We start from the raw sequence: 21,840 nt of genomic DNA on the forward strand, positions 1-21,840 counted from the left end.
GGGCCTTCAGCCGAGAGCGGCGAGGATCACCTCGGCGGCCCGACCGGCCGTTGCGATACACGCCGGCACGCCGACCCCGGCATACGAGGAGCCGGCCAGCGCCAGTCGCGGCGGCAGTGCGTCGAGCACCCCGGCCATCCGGTCCAGGTGTCCGGGTGCGTAACGGGGCAGCCCGCCGTCCCATCGCTGGATGCGGACCTCGAGCACGTGCTCCGAGGGGGCGCTCACCCCGGCGGCGACACAGATCCGATCCAGATCGGTCAGCGCCCACGACTGCAGGGACTCGTCGATACGGGGATCGTCGGCGGGGTCGGCCACCGGGTCGCCATAACGGCCGAACGAGGCGCGCACCGACACCGCCGCACCGTCACCGCCGACGTGCGCCCACTTCTGGGAGGACAGCGTGAATGCCTTGGGCCGCAGGTCTTCTCCGGTCGCCACCAGCACGCCGGAGTGGTCGGGCAGTGCCGTGCCCGGCGCCAACGCGATCGAGACCACCACCGACGACGCCGGCTCGACCGCCGCGAGGGTCGCGACGAACTCATCGCCGATCCCGGCGAGCAGGCGGGCCGCCGTCCATGCGGGCACAGCGAGAACGACGCCGTCGTAGTCGGCGTCGGTTCCGGACTCGGTGCCCACCCGCCACCGATCGCCGTCGGCGTGGACGGCGACGACCTGTCGATCGGTGCACAAGGCCGGCCGCGCGGCAGCGGTGAGCGCGTCGACGAGCACCCGATAGCCACCGACGAGTGTCCCGAACACCGGGCCACCGGTACCGACCGGATTGAGTAGCCCACCGACGGCCGCCGACAGGTTCGGCGCGCCCGCGTCGAGTCGCGCGGTCAGCGCCGGGATCGCTTCGCGCACACCGATGTCGGCGGCCAGCGACGAGTACACGCCACCGAGCATGGGATCGACGCTGCGCGCGACGACCGATGCGCCGAACCGGTCGGCCACCAGATCACCGACCGCCACGTCGTCGCCGGGCCGCCACGCCAGGGCGCGGTCGGGTTCGGCGGCGATGCGGGCGAGGTCGGCGGGATCGGCCAGGCCCGCCATCACCTCTGCCGTGGCCGGGATACCCATCAGGGCGGGGGCGGGCATCGGATGCAGCCGGCCGCCGGCCCAGATCGCCGGGCGGCGGGGCGTCGGCGAGACGACCCGATCGGCCAGACCGAGCTCGTCGACCAGCGCAACAGCCTCCGGCCGGCGCACGATGAACGCTTCGGCTCCGACGTCGGTGGCCTGCCCGGCGACGTCGACGGTGTGCAGCACGCCGCCGAGCCGCTCGCGCTGTTCGTAGAGGTCGATCGTGGCGTCGTCGCCGAGTGCGCGACGCAACCGGTAGGCTGCGACCAGGCCGGAGACTCCCCCGCCGACGATCGCGACCCGCGCCGGCATCAGAGGGTGTGGATCAGCTCGACGGCGCGGGTGAGCACGTCGGGATCCGTGTCGGGGAGCACGCCGTGACCGAGGTTCACGATGTGGCCGATCGCACCCGCGGCCACGGCCCGGCGGCCGTCGTCGAGGACGCGTCGGATTTCCTGTTCGACGACGGCGGGGCCGGCGAACAGCACGGTGGGATCGAGGTTGCCCTGCACGGCCTTACCCGGCCCGACGCGGTGTACCGCCTCCTCCAGCGGGACCCGCCAGTCGACGCCGATGACATCGGCGGGCTCGGCCATCGCCGCGAGCAACTCACCGGTGCCGACACCGAAATGGATTCGGGGAACGCCATATTCGGCGAGCTCGGCGAAGACGCGATCGACGTGCGGGGCGACGAAGGTGCGGTAGTCGGCCTCCGAGAGCGCACCGGCCCACGAGTCGAAGACCTGGACGGCATCGACCCCGGCGTCGAGTTGCACCTGCAGGAAGGTGATCGTGATGTCGGCGAGCCGGGCCATCAGCGCATGCCAGGTGTCGGGATCGGAGCGCATGAGCGCCTTGGTGTGGACGTAATTGCGACTCGGACCACCCTCGATGAGGTAGGAGGCCAGGGTGAACGGGGCACCGGCGAAACCGATCAGCGCGGTGGCCTCGTCGAGCTGATCGAGGATCTTCGTGACCGCGCGCGCGACCGCACCCACCGCGGCCGGGTCCAGACGCGGCAAGGCCTCGACGTCGGCGGTGCTGCGGATCGGCGCTGCGATGACCGGGCCGGTGCCGGCGACGATGTCGAGATCGACCCCCGCCGCCTTCAGCGGCACCACGATGTCGGAGAACAGGATCGCCGCGTCGACGTCATGGCGGCGGACCGGCTGCAGGGTGATCTCGCAGACGAGATCGGGGTCGAAGCACGACTCGAGCATTCCGATCTCGGCGCGGATCGCCCGGTATTCGGGCAGCGATCGCCCGGCCTGCCGCATGAACCAGACCGGCCGGCGGGCGGGCGACTCCCCCCGTGCGGCGGCGACGAGCGGCATACGGGAGTGACTGCGGCGGGTACCAGGTGCGTGCGACATCACCGATCACTCTGCCATGCGGTGGCGCGTCGGCAATCGCGCGGTCGGGCGTGCTCGCGGGGCGCCCGGTGGTGACCATCACCACGGCGCGCCTCCGACGCCCGACGTGGTCTCCGTCATACCGTCGGGGGCGTGACCTCCTCCGGAGCTCCGATGGAGCCTGCTGACTTCCGCACCGCGGTCGAGTCGCTGCATTCCGCGCGCATCCGGCGCGAGATCGAGGTCGGGCCGATCCGTCCCCCGCAGCGCCTCGCCCCCTACAGCTACGCCGTCGGCGCCGAGGTGCGCCCTCCGGACTCACCCGACGACCTCGACATCGACGCCGACGGCCAGGGCAGCGCCTTCGGACGGCTGATCCTGCTCTACGACCCCGACGGCCAGGACGCCTGGAACGGGACGATGCGGCTCGTCGCCTACATCCAGGCCGAGGTCGAGGCCGCACTCGCGATGGACCCGTTGCTCCCGGAGGTCGCGTGGAGTTGGTTGTCCGACGCGCTCGGCGTACCGGTCGGCCAGACCGCATCCGACGGCAGTGTGCACGCCAGCTCCGGCGGCCGGGTGGAGGTGACCGCCCTCGGCGGCACCGTCACCTCGACGACGTCGGTGCGCTACGGCGACATCGCCGGCCCCCCGCGGGCTCATCAACTCGAGTTACGCGCCTCGTGGACCGCGCCGACCTCCGACGGCCTCGGCGGTCACCTCGAGGGGTTCTGCGAGGTGTTGTCCTCGGCGGCGGGCCTGCCGCCGGTCGGGGTCACCGAACTCGGGTCGGCGTGAGCGACGCGGACCCGATCGGAGCCGCGGAGGAGTCCGCGTCGGACTCCCCGCCCGTCACCCCGTTGTTGGCACCGCGTGATGGGGTGCCGCCGGTCCTGTCGTCGGCCGCCGACTTCGCCGATGCGGCACAACGATTGGCGGCGGGCAGCGGTCCGGTCGCGCTCGACACCGAGCGGGCATCGGGCTACCGCTACTCGCAACGCGCCTACCTGATCCAGATCCGCCGAACCGGCGCGGGCAGCTTCTTACTCGACCCGATCGAGGAACCCGAGGCACTTCGGCCGGTGATCGACGCATTGGCCGAACCCGAGTGGATACTGCATGCCGCCGACCAGGATCTACCGTGCCTACGCGAGCTGGGATTCCACGCCACCACGCTTTTCGACACCGAACTCGCCGGCCGGCTGCTCGGGCTGACCAAGGTCAATCTGGCCGCGATGGTCGAACAGTTCCTCGGATTCGGGCTGCAGAAGGGCCACGGGGCCGCCGACTGGTCGAAGCGCCCACTGCCCGCGGAGTGGCTCAACTACGCCGCACTCGACGTCGAGGTACTCATCGAGTTACGCGACGCGATGGACGCCGCCCTGCGCGACGCGGGGAAAAGCGATTGGGCGGCCGAGGAATTCGCGTATGTGCTGCGCCGTCCACCGTCGCCGCCGCGCACCGATCGCTGGCGGCGGACCGCCAACATCCACACCGTCAAGACCGCCCGGGGGCTGGCAGCGGTCCGCGAATTGTGGTCGGCACGTGAGGAGATCGCGCAGCGACGCGACGTCGCGCCCGGTCGGGTGCTGCCGGACTCGGCGATCATCACCGCCGCCGCTGCCGCACCGTCGACCACCGACGAGCTGACCCGCCTTCCGGTCTTCGGCGGGCCGCGGCAACGACGGCAGGCCGGGATCTGGCTCTCGGCCCTACTGCGCGCACGCGACCTGCCCGAGGCCGAACTCCCGCCACGCAAGACTCCGGCGACCGGTCCCCCGCCGATCAGCCGCTGGGATCAACGCAACCCGGAGGCCGCGGCACGCGCGAGCGCGGTCCGGCCGCTGGTCAAACAGATCGCCGAGGAGCACACACTACCCCCGGAGAATCTGCTGACACCCGACCTGGTGCGCCAGTTGTGTTGGGAGGGAATCGATCCCCCGATCACCGAGGCGGCGGTCGACGCCCGCCTGGCGGCCGGCGACGCCCGCGACTGGCAGCGTTCGCTGACGGTCGTCCCGATCACCGCAGCGCTGAACGAGGCCACGTCGAGCACCTCGCCGACGCCGGACCAGAGCTGACCTGCGGAACCGATCTCGCACCGAAAGAGCCACTGCGACAGCGCTTGTCGCCATAGCGCGGCGGTCCCGAACCACCGCTGGTCGAACTACTGCCGGCCGAACTGCTCCGGCGCGGTCTACTCGGGGTCGGGGCCGTCGACCTCACGCAGCGAACGATCCGCACGCGACGCGTCGAGTCCGGTGTCGGCGAACTCGTGACGGTCGAGCCCCGGTGTCACGTGCATCCCGGAGACGGTCGCGGTGATCGAGCGCGCCAGATCCTGCGCGGTCAATCCCAGCTCGGCGAGGATCTCCCCGCGTGAGGCGTGTGCGATGAATTGCTGTGGGATACCGCGGTTCTGCACCGGAACGGTGACCTCGGCGATACCGAGCGCGGTCGCCACCGCCGACCCCACACCGCCGTGCACACCGCTGTCCTCGAGGGTGACCACCAACCGGTGCCGGCCGGCGATCTCGGTGATCGACGCCGGAATCGGGAGCACCCACCGGGGATCGACGACGGTGGCCTCGATGCCCTGACTACGCAGCCGTTCGGCGGTGTCGAGGGCCAGCGAGCAGAACGCCCCGACCGCGACGATGAGTACGTCACCACCGATCGGTTCGGCCGACGGGGTGCCCCGACGCAACACATCGACTCCGTCGTCAAGGCGCACCACGGCGCGGATATCTTCGGGCACAGCACCTTTGGAGAATCGCAGTGCAGTGGGCCCGTCGTCGACGGCGAGCGCCTCGTCGAGTTCTTCGCGGAGCCGCACGGCGTCGCGGGGAGCCGCAACCCGCATCCCGGGGACCATCGCGAGCAGCGAGAGATCCCACATCCCGTGATGGCTCGGCCCATCGGGACCGGTGATCCCCGATCGGTCGAGGACCAGCGTGACCGGCAGCTCGAGCAGCGCAACGTCCATCAGCAACTGATCGAATGCACGGTTGAGGAACGTGGAGTAGATGGCGAGCACCGGATGCAGACCGCCGAGCGCCAGCCCGGCCGCCGAGGTCATGGCATGCTGCTCGGCGATCCCGACATCGAACATCCGGTCGGGATACTTCTCACCGAAGGGTGTCAGACCCGTCGGACCGGGCATCGCGGCCGTGATCGCCACGACGTCCTCGCGGGCCGCCCCCGCCTCGACGAGTGCCGTGGAGAACACCGACGTCCAATCCTGCGGTGCCACGGACTTCGCCCGGCCGGTCACCGGATCGATGACGCCGGTGGAGTGCATCTGGTCGGCCTCGTGGTTCTCGGCGTGCGCATAGCCCATGCCCTTGCGCGTGACGGTGTGCACGATGACCGGCCCACCGAACGAACGGGCCTGCGTGAACGCCGATTCGAGCGCCTCGACGTCGTGGCCGTCGACCGGGCCGACGTACTTGAGGCCGAGGTCGGTGAACATCTCCTGTGGCGCGAGAAGGTCTTTCAGACCGCTCTTGACCCCGTGCAGAACGGCGTAGGCCGGGTCGCCGACCACCGGCAACCGTTTGACCACACGCCGGCCCTCGTCGAGGACCCGCTCGTAACCGGGCTGCAGCCGCAGCCCGGACAGATGCCGGGCCAGCCCGCCGATCGTCGGCGCGTAGGACCGGCCGTTGTCGTTGACGACGATCACCACGCGACGATCGGCGGCGGCGATGTTGTTGATCGCCTCCCAGCACATCCCGCCGGTCAACGCCCCGTCGCCGACCACCGCGACGACCGTCCGGTCGTCCTGGCCGGTCAGCGCGAACGATTTCGCGAGCCCGTCGGCGTAGGACAGTGCCGCCGAGGCGTGCGAGGACTCCACCCAGTCGTGCGGGCTCTCGGACCGCTCCTGATAGCCGGTCAACCCGCCTCGCTGCCGGAGCGAATCGAAGCCCTCGCGTCGCCCGGTGACGATCTTGTGGACGTAGCACTGGTGGCCTGTGTCGAAGATCACCGGGTCGATGGGTGAATCGAACACACGATGAATGGCCAGGGTCAGCTCGACGACACCGAGGTTGGGCCCGAGGTGGCCGCCGACCGCCGACACCTTCTGGATCAGGAACTCGCGGATCTCGCCCGCCAGCGCGGCGACCTCTGCGGCCGACAGCGTCCGCAGGTCGGCTGGTGAGTTGATGCGCTCCAGCAGGCCCATCTGATCCTCCATCACTGATCGTCTCGCTCCCGGGCGACGTGGTGCGTACCCGGCGGGCTACCCGGCACACCGACAGGTGCGCGCGGGAGCATGTGTGTCAGTCTACGGTCGCCGGTGGCGCACCCCGGTCCGCCGAGCGCGGCAGCGGGCGTGAGTTCGACCGCACGAGCACGGCGATCGCCTCGATGTGATGGGTGAGCGGAAATGCGTCGAATCCGCGGATCTCGCGGGTCTGATACCCGTTCTCGGCGAAGAATCCGAGGTCGCGGGCGAACCTCGCGACGTCGCAACCGACGTGCACCACCACGTCCGGGCCGGCCGCGGCGAGTTGTCCGATCACCCGTGCACCGGCCCCCGTCCGGGGTGGATCGAGCACGACGACCCCGGCGTCGGGGAGTCCACCGATGGTTGCGGCGACCTCGCCGCGGTGCACCTCGACGCCGTCGTCATCGGCGAAGGTCGCTTCGGCGGCGGCCAGTGCCCCGACGTCGGAATCCACGATGTGCACCGCCTGCGCATGCAGGGTGTCGGTCAGCGTGGCAGCGAAGATCCCGGCGCCGCCGTACAGATCCCAGCATGTCCCGACCGAGTCGGTGTGGCGCGCAACGAGATCGGCGACGGTCCGCGCATACACTCCGGCGGCGGCCCGGTGCCCCTGCCAGAATCCGGTCACCGGGATGTCCCAGGTTCGCTCGCCGACCCGGTGGCGCGCCGCGGTGTGTCCCTCGATCACTCGTGTCGTCCGCGGTCGTTCGTGGCGCCGCCGACGTTGCTGTGCGGCGCGACGACCACCGCCGGCCCGACGACCACCGCGACCACGTGTGGCCGTGTCGTCGGCGGGCGCGATCTCGGTGAGGTGCCGCGCGCCGTCGTCGTCGAGCACCAGCGCGAGGTCGGCGTGCGGGGTGAACCGACCGTCGAGCGCCGTGAGGTCGGTCAGGCGCGGATCGGGTTGCGCGCAGGGCCGGCCGACGACGAGGCCGGCCTCGCCGCGCCGGTGCAGTCCGGCACGCCCGTGGGCATCGACGGCCATGCGTGTCCGGATTCGCCAGCCGGTCTCGGCGTCGTCGAGCGCGGCGACCGTCGGCGGCCCGCCGTCGAGTGTGGACAGGGCGTCGTCGGTGAACCCGCCGATCCGCCGCAGGACGTCGGTGAGGATCTCGGTCTTCAGGGTGCGGGCGTGCTCGACGGAGACATGCGCGAGATCGCAGCAGCCGGCACCCTGTGCGGCGGCAGAGCAGGGTGAGACGCGTCGATGTGTCGACGGCTCGAGTACCTCGGCCACCTCGGCGACGAGGAATCCCGACTTGTCCTCGACGATGGTCGCGGTGACCAGTTCGCCCGGGATCGCGCCGCGCACGAACACAACCCGGCCGTCGTCGGCGTGGGCGATGGCGGACCCACCGTTGGCGGGTCGGCGTACCCGCAGCGTCAGCGCGTCGGAGGGGTCGCCCGTCACTCGGGGCCGCCACCGAGTGCCCGGCGGGTGTCACCGGGTGCGTGGTAGTCGAGGTCGGCCTTGCGGCGATCGGACGACGTGAGCTGCCAGGGCACCGAGGTCACCATCACCCCGGGTTCGAAGAGCAGACGTGTCTTCAACCGCAACGCCGACTGGTTGTGCAGGATCTGTTCCCACCAATGGCCCACCACGTATTCGGGGATGAACACGGTGATCACGTCGCGCGGCGATTCCCGACGCACGCGACGCACGTAGTCGATGATCGGGCGGGTGATCTCGCGGTAGGGTGACGCGATCACCTTGAGCGGCACCCGCAGATCGCTGTCCTCCCATTCGGAGACCAGTCGGCGGGTGTCGCGGTCGTCGACGTTGACGGTGACCGCCTCGAGCACGTCGGGGCGGGTGGCCCGGGCGAACAGCAACGCACGTTTGGTCGCGAGGTGCAGCGTCGAGACCAGCACGATCGAGTGGGTGCGGCTCGGTAGTACCGCCTCGTCGTCGGAGGGGGTGCGCTCGAGTTCGCGCTGCACGGTCGCATAGTGATGGTGGATCGCCTTCATCAGCACGAACAGGATGACCATGGCCAGGATCGCGATCCAGGCACCGGCGGTGAACTTGGTGATGAGCACGACCACCAGCACGGTCGCCGTCATCACCAGGCCGACGGTGTTGATCACCCGCGACTGCATCATCCGGCGGCGCGCCTTCGGGTCGGTCTCGGTGCGCAACAACCGGGTCCAGTGGCGCACCATGCCGGTCTGGCTCAGCGTGAACGACACGAACACGCCCACGATGTAGAGCTGGATCAGGGAGGTCACCTCACCGCCGAAGGCGACCACGAATGCGATCGCGGCGACCGCGAGGAACAGGATGCCGTTGCTGAACGCCAGCCGGTCGCCGCGGGTGTGCAACTGCCGGGGCAGGTAGCGATCCTGGGCGAGCACCGAACCGAGCACCGGGAATCCGTTGAAGGCGGTGTTGGCCGCCAGCATCAGGATCAGCGCGGTGACGGTCGCGACGAAGTAGAAACCTGCCGGGAAGGTATCGAACACCGCGTGCGCGAGTTGGGCGATCATCGCCTTCTGCTGGTAGCCGGGGGGTGCGCCGATGAGGTCCTCCGCCGGGTTCATCACGTATTTGGCGCCGATCCGCTCGGCGAGGAAGACGATGCCCAGCAGCAGGACGATCGCGATCGACCCGAGCAACAGCAGGGTGGTCGCCGCGTTGCGGGACTTGGGTTTCCGGAACGCCGGCACGCCGTTGCTGATGGCCTCGACCCCGGTCAGCGCCGCGCATCCCGAGGAGAAGGCCCGCGCGATCAGGAAGACGAAGGCGATGCCCATCAGGTGGCTGTGCTCGGCTCGGATCTCGAATCCCGCGGTCTCCGAACGTACCTCGCGTCCGAGGATGAAGATCTCGGTGAACCCCCAGATGAGCATGCCGAGCACGCCGACGATGAACGCGTAGGTCGGAATGGCCAGTACGGTGCCCGATTCCTTGAGCCCGCGCAGGTTCACCGCGGCCAGGATGATGATCGCGGCCACGCAGAACCACACGCGATGTTCGGACACGAACGGGATGGCCGACCCGATGTTCTCCGCCGCTGACGAGATCGACACCGCGACGGTCAGGACGTAGTCGACCAGCAGCGCACTGCCGACGGTCAGTCCCGCCGTGGGGCCGAGGTTGACCGTGGCGACCTCGTAGTCGCCGCCGCCGGAGGGATAGGCGTGCACGTTCTGCCGGTAGCTGGCGACGACCACCGCCATCACGATCGCGACCGCGATCGCCACCCAGGGTGTGTAGGCCAGCGCCGAGAGCCCGGCAACGGAGAGCACCAGGAAGATCTCCTGGGGCGCGTAGGCGACCGATGACATGGCGTCGGAGGCGAACACGGGTAGCGCGATGCGTTTGGGTAACAGCGTGTGGCCGAGACTGTCGCTGCGAAACGGTCGACCCAGAAGCAGGCGTTTTGTCGCAACGGGCACCTTTGACACGGTGGGCACCACGCAACACTAAGACCTCGGTCAGATGAAGGCCACCAGGACCCGCATCACGGCACGGCACCTACGGGTAGGTTCATCTCTGCGTGGACCGACACCGGTGCACGGCCGGCTCCCCGGCGACGCGTCGCCTCCCGGTGGCATGCGCCGGGAAGGAAGGATCGATTTTCTTGCGGGTAGTCATCATGGGCTGCGGCCGGGTGGGCTCGTCGTTGGCTCGGGCGATGGTCAAGCGCGGTCACGAGGTAGCGGTCATCGACCGCAACCCCTCGGCGTTCACCCGGCTCGGCGACGGGTTCACCGGTCAGCGCATCGTCGGGGTCGGATTCGATCGTGATGTGTTGATCAAGGCCGGGATCGAGCAGGCCGATGCCTTCGCCGCGGTGTCCTCCGGCGACAACTCCAACATCATCTCCGCGCGGGTGGCCCGCGAGACCTTCGACGTGGAGCGGGTGGTCGCGCGTATCTATGACGCCAAACGTGCCGCGGTCTACGAGCGGTTGGGCATTCCGACCGTGGCCACCGTGCCGTGGACGACCGAGCGGTTCGTCTCCGCACTCGGCGAGGTCTCCACCACGACCGAGTGGCGCGACCCGTCGGGCACGCTCGCGATCGCCCAGCTCGAGATCGACGAGTCGTGGATCGGGACGACCGTGGTGAAGTTCCAGGAACTGACCGGAGCACGGATCTCGTTCATCAATCGTGTCGGCAATCCCGTTCTGCCGGAAGCGAAGACAGTCTTGCAGCAGGACGACGTGGTGTTCGCCGCGGTGCTGCTCGAGCGCCTCGCCGAGACCCGTACGATTGCCGCGTCACCGATCGACGCCGACTGAGGAGTACGTCAATGAAAGTCGCCATCGCCGGGGCCGGCGCGGTCGGACGCTCCATCGCCCGCGAGCTCCTCGTCAACGCCCACCAGGTCACCCTGTTCGAGCGCAATGCCGAGCACATCGACACCGACGCGGTGCCCGGTGCGCAGTGGCTGCTCGCCGACGCGTGCGAATTGTCGAATCTGGAGTCGGCGGAGCTGCAGTCCTTCGACGTCATGATTGCCGCCACCGGTGACGACAAGGCCAATCTCGTCGTCAGTTTGCTCGCGAAGACCGAGTTCGCGGTCAATCGGGTGGTCGCGCGGGTAAATGATCCCCGCAACGAATGGCTGTTCGGCGAGGAATGGGGTGTCGACGTCGCCGTCTCGACGCCACGACTGCTCGCCTCCCTCGTCGAAGAGGCCGTGTCGGTCGGAGATCTGGTACGGCTCATGACATTTCGGCAGGGCCAGGCGAATCTCGTGGAGCTGACGCTGCCCGCCAACACACCGCTGGCCGGCCGGCCGGTCCACAAGCTGAGCCTGCCGCGCGATGCCGCCCTGGTGGCGATACTGCGGGGTGGTCGGGTGATCGTGCCCGAGCGTGACGATCCGATCGAAGGTGGCGACGAACTGGTGTTCATCGCTCCCGCGGAGACCGAGCCCGCGCTGCACGAGGCGATGCGGGTCCCGCAGTGACCGGCCGATCAGCGCGGGATCGGCGGGATCACTCCTCCGAGCCGTACAGCTCGTAGTACGGGTTGTAGACCACCTTGAACCCGTCGTGCTCGGCGAGGCGGCCGCGGACGGTGAGTTTGCGCCCGGGCTCGATGCCGGGAATGCGGTTACGTCCCAACCATTTCAGGATGACCGTGTCGGTCCCGTCGAAGAACTCGGCCTTGACCCCGCTCTTGGCGGCACGCGAACACGTCTCCACCGCACGCAACTCGCCGTGCATGGTGACCTCGTCGCCTCGACAACATTCGACGGCGCGCTGCGCTCCGGTTGCCTCGGACTCGGCGGCGATCTGCTCCGCATCCGCATTGCCGAGATCTTCGGTCAACCGTTTCGTCAGCCGCTTGAGATAACCGGCCGTCGGCATCACAACCTCCAGAGAGACTTCGTTTCCGCTCGGAGGGCACGAGCCTGCTGGGCTGTGGTTCTCGGCCTTCTCGTCTTCCGACGCGGGTACTTTCGGCTCAGCGTAGACCCATGTCCTCATCGCGTACAACGCGCGGCATGATCTGTGCATGCCCGCGAATGACAACCGAATCCACACCCGCAGGTTGACCGGCGCCGGGAGCGGTAGCGAGCGGGCCGAATGTGCCGGCTCCGGGAGCGCCGGCGAGCGGGCCGAATGTCACCCGGCGGACGTCCTCATCGTGATGCCGGGGACGGGTTCGGACGCCGACTTCGTTCGCCGCGCGTTCGGTCCCGCGGCCCGCGAGATCGGCGTCGACCTGATCGCCCTCGACCCGACCGACGATCTCATCGGCGGACACCGTGACGCGCTGCGGCAGTTCACTGCCGACCACGCCCGGGTGTTGGTGGGCGGGTTCTCCATCGGTGCCGCCCTGGCGCTGGAGTGGGCGCTCGGGCCGGGCCGGCATCGTTGCGTCGGGGTGTGGGCGGCGATGCCGGCGTGGAGTGGCGAGCCGAGTACCGCACTTGCCGCGACCGGCGCGGCGATGACCGCGGCAGCCCTGCGTACCGACGGCCTGGACGCGACGATCGATGCGATGTCGTCGACGAGCCCGACATGGTTGGCGAATGAGCTCGCCCGGTCGTGGCGGGCCCTGTATCCCGGACTCGTCACCCAGCTCGAACGGGCGGCGGCATATCGCGCCCCGGACCTCGACCGGATCGCCACTCTGTCCGTGCCGCTGGCGGTGGTGGCCGCCGACGACGACCCGCTCCATCCGTGGGCCGTCGCGCAGTCGTGGTGTCGCGCAGCACCTCGCGCGCAACTGCAACGGGTTCACCTGACGCAGTGGGGTACCGATCCGGCGGTGTTGGGGCGCGCGTGCGCCACCGGATGGCAGTCCCTGGTCGACGAGAGTGCCGCAACAACCGAGCGGTGAGCCCGCTCGGTACGGGGTAAGTGGGTGGTCAGCGCTTGCCGCGGCGACGGCGGAAGCGTTGCATCGCCGAACCCGCCGACGGCGGGGGCGCGTCATCGGCGTCGGGTGCGCCCTCCGGTGTCCCACTGTCGTCGGCGGGAGGCACCTCGCGGATGACGGTGGCCTGCTCGATCTGATCGAGCGCACCGCCGGCGATGCGCTCGGTCTCGGGTGTCGGCTGCTCGGGGACCTGTGCGGGGGCGGGGGTTTCGCCCGGAGCGTTCGACACGGCGAGATTGTCGGCGGCAAGGTTGTCGGGGGTGTTGTCGACGGAACCGGTCGGTGCACCGGCGGCCGGGTCGTCGGCGAACATCTGCTGCTGGGCGGCGGCGACCTGCTCGGCGAGGACGGGAGGCAGGACGATCGGCAGCATTTCGCGGGGTGGCACCGGATCCTTGCCGCGTCGCACCACCGACTCGGCGAGGACGGCACGCGCGAGTTGTGCGAGTGGGCCCGCGGATTCGGGCGGGCCGCTGGCAACACACCGCACCATCCACCGTGGACCGTCGACCCCGATGAACCGGTGTGCGCCACCGGGCACCTCGGCGAGTACCTCTCGCCCCCAATGCCCGTCCTCGACGCTGGTGGTCGCGCCTTCGTCCCGCAGGGAGGCCGCGAGTTCACGCACGACCTCACGCCACAGTCCCGGAGAGCGCGGCGCGGCGAAGGCGGTCACGCTGATCCGGCCGTGCGGGGTCACCAGATACACGGCTTCGGGTTGATGGTCGGGCGACATCTCGACGGTGACCTGTCCGCCCTCGACGACCGGGACCAGCACCGACCCGAGATCCAGGTGCGAATTGGCGAGTTCCTCGGCCGGGGTGTCGAGCAGTTCCATGTCGTAGGGCCCGCGGGCCTGGCCGACCCGCAACTCCCCGTCGCCCGAGTCCCCGACCCCCGCTCCTCGTCAGCCATCAGTTCGTGTCTCCCATCGCCGTTTTCACGGTTGGTACCGCGTCACCCTCGCCACTGCAGGGTAGTCCAGGACCGGGCGCACGCCTCACAGGATCGCGTGACCGCCGCTGGACCCGTATCCGCCCGAGCCACGGCTCGTTTCGTCCAGTTCGGTGACCTCGACGAACTCGGGCAGTTCGACTCGTTGGATCACCAGCTGCGCGATGCGGTCACCGCGCGAGATGTGGATGGTCTCGGTCGGATCGAGGTTGATCAGACACACCTTGATCTCACCGCGGTACCCGGCGTCGATCGTGCCGGGAGCGTTGACGATCGACAGACCGGCGCGCGCGGCGAGTCCGGATCTGGGGTGGACCAGGCCGACGGTGCCGTACGGCAGTGCGATCGCGATCCCGGTGCCCACGAGTTGTTGACGCCCGGCCCCGAGTTCGAGATCGATGGTGGAGCACAGATCGACCCCGGCATCACCGGGATGGGCGCGCACGGGCAGTGCGATGTCGGGGTCGAGTCGTTGAATCCGGACCGGTGGGATCGAATCGGACGAGGACGAATCGGACGGGTCGGACCCGGTCACAGGGGGGAATTCTGAGGCCACGGGGGAAGACTACGCTGAGGGGTGTGAGTGACCCGGAACCCCGCAGTGCCGCCGAACCCGGCACCCACGAACCCCGCACGGACGAATCCCAGACGAGGCCTACCGACGAGTCCGACTCCGTGGTCTCCTCGAACCCTGAGTCGGGGACGGATCGTGCCGGTGACGGTGGCAACGGTGACGCAGGCGACGGTGATCGGTACGCCGAGCGACTGTCGGTGCCGTGGTGGTGGTGGCTGGCCGCCGTGGTGGTGACCGGCGTGGTGGGTCATGAGATCCAGCTGTCGGCGCATGATTCGCCGTGGGGTCTGCTCGGTTACCTCGGCGCGGCGATCGTGTGTGCGTTGGTTCTGGTGTCGATGGGACACACCCGAATTCGGGTGACCGCCGACGGTGAGCTGCACGCCGGGAAGGCGCGGCTGCCACGGTCGGTCATCGCACGTGGGGCATCGGTGCCGGCATCGGCGAAGAGTGCCGCCCTGGGCCGGCAGCTCGACCCCGCGGCGTTCCTCATCCATCACGCATGGGTGAAGACGATGGTGTTGCTCGTCCTGGACGACCCGGACGATCCGACACCGTACTGGTTGGTGTCGACGCGCAGGCCCGCAGAACTGTTGAGCGCGTTGGGTGTTGCCGACGCAACCGCCGGCAACGGGTGAACATCCCCACCAGCAACCGGTGATGGGGTGTCACCCTGGGCCCCACCACGATCCGCCCGGCGGGCGGATCCGTCAGGTGGGGTCGATCAGGCGCAGTCCACGCAGATCATGCTGGCGCCGTTCTCACGGGCCAGACGACTGCGGTGGTAGACGAGGAAACAACTGGTGCAAGTGAATTCGTCGGCCTGCTTCGGGATGACCCGAACCGAGAGTTCTTCTCCGGAGAGGTCGGCGCCGGGCAGTTCGAACGACTCGTCGGTATCGCTTTCGTCGACGTCGACAGCAGCCGACTGCGCCTCACTGCGCCGTGCCTTCAGCTCCTCGAGCGAGTCCTCGTTCAGGTCCTCGGACTCCGTGCGCCGTGGGGCGTCGTAATCAGTAGCCATTGTGTGCCTTACCTGGTTGAAGGAGCGCGACCTGGGGTCGTCGGCTCGTGACCTGGACCGCTGGGGCGCTAAGTCGCCGGGATTGTCTTGCCGGCGTCACTACAACGTCATGACCGGTGTGATTCGTTACCGATCATCGACCAGACAGTTGTGATGTTGATCACAGTTGGTTGCCAGAACTCCAGCGGACTCGGGAGTGCGGGCGCCCGAAGCCTAGTGCACGGCCATCACAGAGTCAACAGTGCGTGCACGCCGGATGAAACCGGCGCGTGAGGCGCCGACCAGCGCCATCGCCCTACTCGGCGCCGCCTGCGCTCCGTCGCGGTGGCCACCCTCTACAGTTGGGCCAGAATCGGCGGTCGGGCCCGGCATTCATCGCCGGCGCGCCCGACCCTTCCCTGGTGAAGGAGCGCAGTTCACGGTGGTCTCGCAGATTACGACCGGCTATCCCACCGACCACAACGGTCGGCCCTACAAGCGTCGGAACGCGCGCGCGATCCTCATCCTCCTGGCCGTCCTGGTGGTTCTCGGCATCATCACGTGGTCGGTCGCCCTGGCCGGTTCGGATTCCGACACCACCCCCACCGCCTGCAACGAGCCGACACCGGCGAGCGCTTCGGCCTCGGCGACCGCCACCGCCGCACAGCCCTCCGCACCCGCGGGCGCGAGCGCAACCCCCTCCCGGACCGTCGTGAACCGGGATCAGATGCTGTCGGTCGCACCGGCTGCGCTGTCGACCTTCCAGGTGCGTGTCCTCAACGCGTCCACCCAACGCGGCGAGGCCCAATCGGTGTCCAACGACCTCACCGCCCAGGGGTTCACCCCGGCCAGCGACACCGCATTCGGTGACGACCCGATCTACCCGAATCACGACCTGGACTGCGTCGCCCAGATCCGGTTCGGCCCCGCCGGACAGGCCGCCGCCGCGTCGGTGTGGCTGGCGATCCCGTGCGCCCAGCTGATCAACGACGGCCGCCGGGGTACCGACGTCGACGTCGCACTCGGTGAGTACTACAAGCCGCGCGAGCAGTCACAGGACGCGCAGGCCGCACTCGAGGCGCTGCGTTCGGCCGACCCCAAGAACCCGCAGGCCGGAGTTGATCCGGGGCTGGTGAAAGCGGTGCACGCCCAACCCTGCTGAACGACGCCCGCGGTCGGTGGGGAGCGTCAGTCGCGAGCCGGAAGTGCCCGACGCGCACCGAGATCCTCGAGCAGCGCGACGAAGGCGTCGGCGATCCCGGGAGCCACCGCGATCGTCGCGTGGCCGTCGCAGGACCGCGAATCGGCCGGTGGCAGATGGACGACCGCTCCGGCCTCGGCGGCGATCAATCCGCCCGCCGCCCAATCCCAGGGGCTGAGCCCGTGCTCGATGTGGGCATCGACCGCCCCGCTGGCGACCATGCACAGATCGAGTGCCGCCGCGCCGATGCGACGGAGGTCGCGTACCCGGGGCAGCAATTGCGCCACGATCGCCCCCTGCTCCCGCCGGCGCTCCGCGTCGTATCCGAATCCGGTGGCGACGAGGGCGAGCTCGACCCGCTCGATGTCGTTGCAGCGCAACGGCACCGTCTCACCGCCGGCGCGCAGGAACGCGCCGCCGCCCTCGGCCGCGTGATAGGTGACCGCCCGCGCGACGTCGACCACCGCGCCCGCCACCGAACGACCGTCGACCTGCGCGGCCACCGACACCGCATAGGCCGGGATACCGTACATGAAGTTGACGGTCCCGTCGATGGGATCGACGACCCAGCGCACCCCGGTCGGCACATCGACGGCGCCGCCGGACTCCTCGCCCAGGATTTCGTCGGCCGGTCGGGCCGTGCGGAGGCGATCCCGAATCAGTTGCTCGGTTTCGGTGTCCGCCAAGGTGACCGGGTCGGTCGGCGTCGACTTGGTGGTCACCGCCTCGACGCCGTCTTCGGCGGCCTGCGGACCCGGACCGCCGAAGAGTTCCGGACGTCGGCGGCGAACATGGTCGGCCGCGGCCTCCGCGATGTCGACGGCGAGCTCGGCCAGCACGGCAGGACTCTCGACTGTCACATTCGCCGACGGCACATCCTCGGGTGCGACGTTCCGGCCGACGGGATCACTGCCTCGTTGCTCCACCTGTCCATGTGAGCACATCCGGCGCCGCGAGCGGGCGTTCGGGCATCCGGTGAGACGGGGCTCACCGCACTGACCGACACCTCCCGGGACGGATTGGCCATCCTCGCTGCACCACGATGCCCGCCTGGATAGCCTGGAGACGCGTCATACCCGATCACCATCGATCCGTATCGAGAGGACCCGCCATGACCGAGTCCGGCACGCCCGGCTCCCCCACCGCCTCCGCACGCGAAGGAGATCGGGCCCCGGACGAAAAGACTTCGACGGCAACCAATCTCGCCTTCGGCGTGGACGTCGGCGGCTCCGGTATCAAGGGCGGCATCGTCGATCTCGACACGGGTGCCCTGATAGGTGAACGGTTCAAGGTGCTCACCCCGCAGCCGGCCACCCCCGACGCGGTCGCCGGCGGGGTCGCCGAGGTCGTCGCGCACTTCGACTGGCAGGGACCGGTCGGCATCACCCTGCCGGGGGTCATCACCGGCGGGATCATGCGCACCGCGGCCAACATCGACAAGGGCTGGATCGGCACCGACGTCTACGAACTGTTCAGCAAGAATCTCGACGGCCGGAAGGTCTCGGTCCTCAATGACGCCGATGCCGCCGGTATGGCCGAGGACGCCTACGGGGCGGGCAAGGGCGTCAATGGCGTCGTGATGCTGCTGACCTTCGGAACCGGTATCGGCTCGGCGATCCTCAACGACGGAAAACTGGTGCCCAACACCGAACTCGGCCACCTCCAGGTGGGCAAGAAGGAAGCCGAGCACCAGGCGTCGTCGAAGGTCAAGGAAGACAAGGGATGGTCGTATGAGAAGTGGACCGAGAAGGTCTCCGAGGTCCTCAAAACCTATGAGGCGCTGTTCTGGCCGCGACTGTTCATCGTCGGTGGCGGGATCAGTCGCAAGTCGGCGAAATGGATTCCGCTGCTGACCAACTCCACCCCCGTCGAGGCCGCGGCCCTGCTCAACACCGCGGGCATCGTCGGGGCGGCCATGGCCGTCGATCAGGGCCTCCGCGTGTAAATCGTGACCTTCCAACACTGCCGTTGACCTGGCCTTTGTCACATCGGTGGGGGTGGTGTCGTTACAATGGATCGCACCGGTGCCATGTGCGCCGCACCAAGCCCTCATCCGCGACGGCCGACGCTGCCGCGAGGACAGTCAAGATTCGCATCCGAAAGGTTGTACGTGGCAGCCACCCAGACCCGCCAGAACGACGCAGAGGTCTCCGACCCGACCACGGTCTCCGACCCGACGACGTCGACCGCTCCCACGGCTGACAAGGCACCCGCGAAGAAGACCGCCAAGAAGGCGGCCAAGAAGGCCACCGCTCGCAAGACCGCCAAGAAGGCTCCTGCCCGCAAGACCGCCGCGAAGAAGGTCGCCCCGAAGGCCGCCGGTGACGCGGACTCCCCCGACGACACCGATACCGAGCCCACCTCGATCGAAGAACTCGATGGCCCCGACGCCGTACTCGACGACGTCGAGATCGACGCCGACGATCTGACCGCCGACGACGACGAGGAAGACGCCGAGGACTCCGCCGACGACGAGGACGACGAGGAGTCCGAAGGCACCCCCGCAGCTCCTGCGGCGGCCAAACCAGCCACCGCCGCGGCCGCCAAGTCCTCCGACGACGCCAAGACCGCCGGCGACTTCGTCTGGGACGAAGAGGAATCCGAAGCCCTGCGCCAGGCCCGCAAGGACGCCGAACTCACCGCGTCGGCCGACTCGGTGCGCGCCTACCTCAAGCAGATCGGCAAGGTCGCCCTGCTCAACGCCGAGGAGGAGGTCGAACTCGCCAAGCGCATCGAGGCCGGACTGTTCGCGACCGAGCGACTGCGCCGGATCATGGAGTCCGGCGAGAAGATCAGCACCGCACAGAAGCGCGATCTCAACTGGATCTCACGCGACGGCAACCGCGCGAAGAATCATCTTCTCGAGGCGAACCTGCGTCTGGTTGTGTCGCTGGCCAAGCGCTACACCGGTCGCGGTATGGCCTTCCTCGACCTGATCCAGGAAGGCAACCTGGGCCTCATCCGTGCCGTCGAGAAGTTCGACTACACCAAGGGTTACAAGTTCTCGACCTACGCCACCTGGTGGATCCGGCAGGCGATCACCCGCGCCATGGCTGATCAGGCCCGCACCATCCGCATCCCGGTGCACATGGTCGAGGTCATCAACAAACTCGGTCGCATCCAGCGCGAGTTGCTCCAGGACCTGGGCCGTGAGCCCACGCCGGAGGAACTGGCCAAGGAAATGGACATCACGCCGGAGAAGGTTCTGGAGATCCAGCAGTACGCGCGTGAGCCGATCTCGCTGGACCAGACCATCGGCGATGAAGGTGACTCGCAACTCGGCGACTTCATCGAGGACTCCGAGGCCGTCGTCGCGGTCGATGCGGTGAGCTTCACCCTGCTGCAGGACCAGCTGCAATCGGTCCTGGAGACGCTCTCGGAGCGCGAGGCCGGCGTGGTCCGTCTGCGTTTCGGCCTCACCGACGGCCAGCCGCGCACTCTCGACGAGATCGGCCAGGTGTACGGCGTCACGCGCGAACGCATCCGCCAGATCGAGTCGAAGACGATGTCGAAACTGCGCCACCCCAGCCGCTCCCAGGTCCTGCGCGACTACCTGGACTGACCGACACCCTCACGATCCACCTGCTGCCCCGGCCCGACGGCCGGGGCAGTCGGCGTCTGCGCGCCGATTCCTCAGCTCTGTCAAGGGTTTCGGGCCCGCTGATCGGGACGCACTCGCGGATGCGAGGGGGTGACGGCAGCACCCCTACGATGTCGGACATGCCGCTTTCGCGCGATGTACCCGGAACTCCCCTGGTGCGTCGCCGTGTCGTCGACCTGGTGCGGGTCGCGTCGATGCTGTGTCCGGTCGGGCTCGCCGCCGCCTGATCCGATGCCGCTCTGATCCGCGGTCTCTCTGATCCGGCGTCTCGCTGATCCGACGTCTGGTTGATCCACACAGATCCGGTTCAGCCCCGACTCTGATTCACCTCCGACTCTGATTCAGCCCCGACACCTTCATCGAAAGACTCTTCTGATGCGCACCATCGTTCTCATCGGCCTCGTCGGCTTTGCCGCCCAACTGGTCGACGGCAGTCTCGGCATGGCCTACGGCGTCACCACGACGACACTGCTACTGGCCATCGGCACCAATCCCGCCGCCGCGTCGGCGACCGTCCATCTCGCCGAGATCGGCACCACCCTGGTCTCGGGCGTCTCGCATTGGCGATTCGGCAATGTCGACTGGAAGGTGGTGCGCCGCATCGCAATTCCAGGTGCAATCGGCGCATTCCTGGGTGCGACGATCCTGTCGAATCTGTCGACCGAGGCCGCAGCGCCCGTGATGGCCGCGATTCTGTTGGCCCTGGGTCTCTACATCCTCGTGCGATTCACCTTCAGTGGCATTCCCCGGCAGCACCTCGGGAAGCCGCTGCGCAAACGGTTCCTGTCCCCACTCGGCCTGATCGCCGGATTCGTCGACGCCACCGGCGGCGGCGGATGGGGACCGGTTGGCACACCGGCCATCCTGGCCAGCGGGCGTCTCGAGCCACGGAAGGTGATCGGCTCGATCGACACCAGCGAGTTCATCATCGCCGTTGCCGCGAGCCTCGGATTCCTGTTCAGTCTGGGATCGCAGGGCATCAACTTCGCGTGGGTCGGTGCGATCCTCGTCGGCGGTGTGCTCGCCGCTCCGCTGGCGGCCTGGCTGGTCCGCCACGTCCCGCCGCGTCTGCTCGGCGCGTCCGTCGGCGGGCTGATCGTGCTCACCAACGTGCGCAGCCTGCTGCGGGCAGACCTGGTCGACATCGCTCGTCCGGTCCAGACGGCGATCTACACCGTGGTGGTGCTCGCGTGGGCCGCGGCATTCGCCTACTCGCTGCGCGAGTACCTGCGCGACCGCGAGGTGGAGTCCTCCGACGCCATCAGCTCCCTGCGCGAGGAACAGGAACGCGACACGACGACGGGCGCGGTGGCGACGCCGGCACGCTGATACCGGGGTTCACCCGGGTCCGCACCTGCGCCGCGATGTGAGCCGCGTCGCACTGCCGGTAACAGTCTGTGGATCCCATGTTGCGGGTGCCGCCACCCGTGTAACGGGTGAGTGACGACACAACTCGCCGGGGCTGCGGAACAATACGAAAGCCGAAA

20 protein-coding genes are annotated in these 21,840 nt (G+C 68.8%); 10 read left to right on the forward strand and 10 right to left on the reverse strand.

What is annotated here, in order from left to right; translation table 11 throughout:
• Nucleotides 1-6: 6 nt before the first annotated feature.
• The gene (locus tag GOPIP_RS17685; protein ID WP_006371126.1) at nucleotides 7-1,401 is read right to left on the reverse strand and encodes a protoporphyrinogen oxidase; all 1,395 of its coding nucleotides are present in this window, start codon (nucleotides 1,399-1,401) and stop codon (nucleotides 7-9) included.
• Nucleotides 1,401-2,462, reverse strand: a complete 1,062-nt coding sequence (gene hemE, locus GOPIP_RS17690; protein WP_006371127.1) for a uroporphyrinogen decarboxylase — start codon at nucleotides 2,460-2,462, stop codon at nucleotides 1,401-1,403. The genes GOPIP_RS17685 and hemE overlap by 1 nt, the downstream gene beginning before the upstream one ends.
• Nucleotides 2,463-2,594: 132 nt before the next feature.
• Here hemE and GOPIP_RS17695 point away from each other — a divergent pair, with 132 nt between their 5' ends.
• Together GOPIP_RS17695 and GOPIP_RS17700 are read left to right on the forward strand one after the other, a co-directional pair.
• Complete coding sequence (locus tag GOPIP_RS17695; protein ID WP_014359855.1) at nucleotides 2,595-3,239, forward strand: DUF3000 domain-containing protein; 645 nt, start codon at nucleotides 2,595-2,597, stop codon at nucleotides 3,237-3,239.
• Nucleotides 3,236-4,522: an HRDC domain-containing protein gene (locus tag GOPIP_RS17700; protein WP_006371129.1), complete on the forward strand. Its 1,287-nt coding sequence runs from the start codon at nucleotides 3,236-3,238 to the stop codon at nucleotides 4,520-4,522. The genes GOPIP_RS17695 and GOPIP_RS17700 overlap by 4 nt, the downstream gene beginning before the upstream one ends.
• Nucleotides 4,523-4,638: 116 nt before the next feature.
• On the opposite strand, the gene dxs is transcribed toward GOPIP_RS17700, so the two are convergent.
• The 3 genes from dxs to GOPIP_RS17715 form a co-directional block, all read right to left on the reverse strand.
• Nucleotides 4,639-6,630 carry a 1-deoxy-D-xylulose-5-phosphate synthase gene (dxs, locus tag GOPIP_RS17705; protein WP_006371130.1) on the reverse strand — a complete coding sequence of 664 codons (1,992 nt, stop codon included), beginning with the start codon at nucleotides 6,628-6,630 and terminating at the stop codon, nucleotides 4,639-4,641.
• Nucleotides 6,631-6,727: 97 nt separating this feature from the next.
• Complete coding sequence (locus GOPIP_RS17710) at nucleotides 6,728-8,089, reverse strand: class I SAM-dependent RNA methyltransferase (RefSeq protein ID WP_006371131.1); 1,362 nt, start codon at nucleotides 8,087-8,089, stop codon at nucleotides 6,728-6,730.
• Entirely contained in the window at nucleotides 8,086-10,095 is a 2,010-nt protein-coding gene (locus GOPIP_RS17715) for an APC family permease (RefSeq protein ID WP_026920163.1), read from the reverse strand. The genes GOPIP_RS17710 and GOPIP_RS17715 overlap by 4 nt, the downstream gene beginning before the upstream one ends.
• A 167-nt stretch (nucleotides 10,096-10,262) precedes the next feature.
• Between GOPIP_RS17715 and GOPIP_RS17720 the strand changes: the two genes are divergently transcribed.
• Together GOPIP_RS17720 and GOPIP_RS17725 are read left to right on the forward strand one after the other, a co-directional pair.
• Entirely contained in the window at nucleotides 10,263-10,925 is a 663-nt protein-coding gene (locus GOPIP_RS17720) for a potassium channel family protein (protein ID WP_014359852.1), read from the forward strand.
• A gap of 11 nt (nucleotides 10,926-10,936) precedes the next feature.
• Nucleotides 10,937-11,599: a potassium channel family protein gene (locus GOPIP_RS17725; RefSeq protein WP_006371134.1), complete on the forward strand. Its 663-nt coding sequence runs from the start codon at nucleotides 10,937-10,939 to the stop codon at nucleotides 11,597-11,599.
• A 28-nt stretch (nucleotides 11,600-11,627) separates the two neighbouring features.
• Here GOPIP_RS17725 and GOPIP_RS17730 read toward each other — a convergent pair whose 3' ends face one another.
• On the reverse strand, nucleotides 11,628-12,002 hold the full coding sequence (locus GOPIP_RS17730; RefSeq protein ID WP_006371135.1) for an OB-fold nucleic acid binding domain-containing protein: 375 nt from the start codon (nucleotides 12,000-12,002) through the stop codon (nucleotides 11,628-11,630).
• 148 nt (nucleotides 12,003-12,150) lie between these two features.
• On the opposite strand from GOPIP_RS17730, the gene GOPIP_RS17735 reads away from it, so the two are divergent.
• Nucleotides 12,151-12,981, forward strand: a complete 831-nt coding sequence (locus GOPIP_RS17735) for an alpha/beta fold hydrolase (RefSeq protein WP_006371137.1) — start codon at nucleotides 12,151-12,153, stop codon at nucleotides 12,979-12,981.
• A 28-nt stretch (nucleotides 12,982-13,009) separates the two neighbouring features.
• On the opposite strand, the gene GOPIP_RS17740 is transcribed toward GOPIP_RS17735, so the two are convergent.
• A complete protein-coding gene (locus GOPIP_RS17740) occupies nucleotides 13,010-13,858 on the reverse strand; it encodes a DUF3710 domain-containing protein (protein ID WP_138944143.1) in 849 nt (282 codons plus the stop codon).
• Between the two features lie 162 nt (nucleotides 13,859-14,020).
• Nucleotides 14,021-14,509, reverse strand: coding sequence for a dUTP diphosphatase (gene dut / locus GOPIP_RS17745; protein WP_006371139.1), 489 nt, complete (start codon nucleotides 14,507-14,509; stop codon nucleotides 14,021-14,023).
• Nucleotides 14,510-14,553: 44 nt separating this feature from the next.
• On the opposite strand from dut, the gene GOPIP_RS17750 reads away from it, so the two are divergent.
• Nucleotides 14,554-15,186, forward strand: a complete 633-nt coding sequence (locus GOPIP_RS17750) for a DUF3093 domain-containing protein (protein ID WP_006371140.1) — start codon at nucleotides 14,554-14,556, stop codon at nucleotides 15,184-15,186.
• Nucleotides 15,187-15,272: 86 nt separating this feature from the next.
• Here GOPIP_RS17750 and GOPIP_RS17755 read toward each other — a convergent pair whose 3' ends face one another.
• A complete protein-coding gene (locus GOPIP_RS17755; RefSeq protein WP_006371141.1) occupies nucleotides 15,273-15,572 on the reverse strand; it encodes a DUF4193 domain-containing protein in 300 nt (99 codons plus the stop codon).
• A gap of 421 nt (nucleotides 15,573-15,993) precedes the next feature.
• Between GOPIP_RS17755 and cei the strand changes: the two genes are divergently transcribed.
• Nucleotides 15,994-16,713: an envelope integrity protein Cei gene (cei, locus tag GOPIP_RS17760; RefSeq protein WP_006371142.1), complete on the forward strand. Its 720-nt coding sequence runs from the start codon at nucleotides 15,994-15,996 to the stop codon at nucleotides 16,711-16,713.
• Nucleotides 16,714-16,739: 26 nt separating this feature from the next.
• Here the strand turns inward: cei and GOPIP_RS17765 are convergent, their stop codons facing one another.
• On the reverse strand, nucleotides 16,740-17,678 hold the full coding sequence (locus GOPIP_RS17765; protein WP_006371143.1) for an inositol monophosphatase family protein: 939 nt from the start codon (nucleotides 17,676-17,678) through the stop codon (nucleotides 16,740-16,742).
• Between the two features lie 185 nt (nucleotides 17,679-17,863).
• Here GOPIP_RS17765 and ppgK point away from each other — a divergent pair, with 185 nt between their 5' ends.
• The 3 genes from ppgK (at nucleotide 17,864) to GOPIP_RS17780 (ending at nucleotide 21,682) form a co-directional block, all read left to right on the forward strand.
• Entirely contained in the window at nucleotides 17,864-18,697 is an 834-nt protein-coding gene (gene ppgK, locus GOPIP_RS17770) for a polyphosphate--glucose phosphotransferase (RefSeq protein WP_006371144.1), read from the forward strand.
• Nucleotides 18,698-18,763: 66 nt separating this feature from the next.
• On the forward strand, nucleotides 18,764-20,314 hold the full coding sequence (locus GOPIP_RS17775) for an RNA polymerase sigma factor (RefSeq protein WP_244421176.1): 1,551 nt from the start codon (nucleotides 18,764-18,766) through the stop codon (nucleotides 20,312-20,314).
• A 414-nt stretch (nucleotides 20,315-20,728) separates the two neighbouring features.
• The gene (locus GOPIP_RS17780; RefSeq protein ID WP_006371146.1) at nucleotides 20,729-21,682 is read left to right on the forward strand and encodes a sulfite exporter TauE/SafE family protein; all 954 of its coding nucleotides are present in this window, start codon (nucleotides 20,729-20,731) and stop codon (nucleotides 21,680-21,682) included.
• Nucleotides 21,683-21,840 lie beyond the last annotated feature (158 nt).

The sequence above is a fragment of the Gordonia polyisoprenivorans NBRC 16320 = JCM 10675 genome (assembly GCF_000241325.1).
GTDB lineage: Bacteria > Actinomycetota > Actinomycetes > Mycobacteriales > Mycobacteriaceae > Gordonia > Gordonia polyisoprenivorans.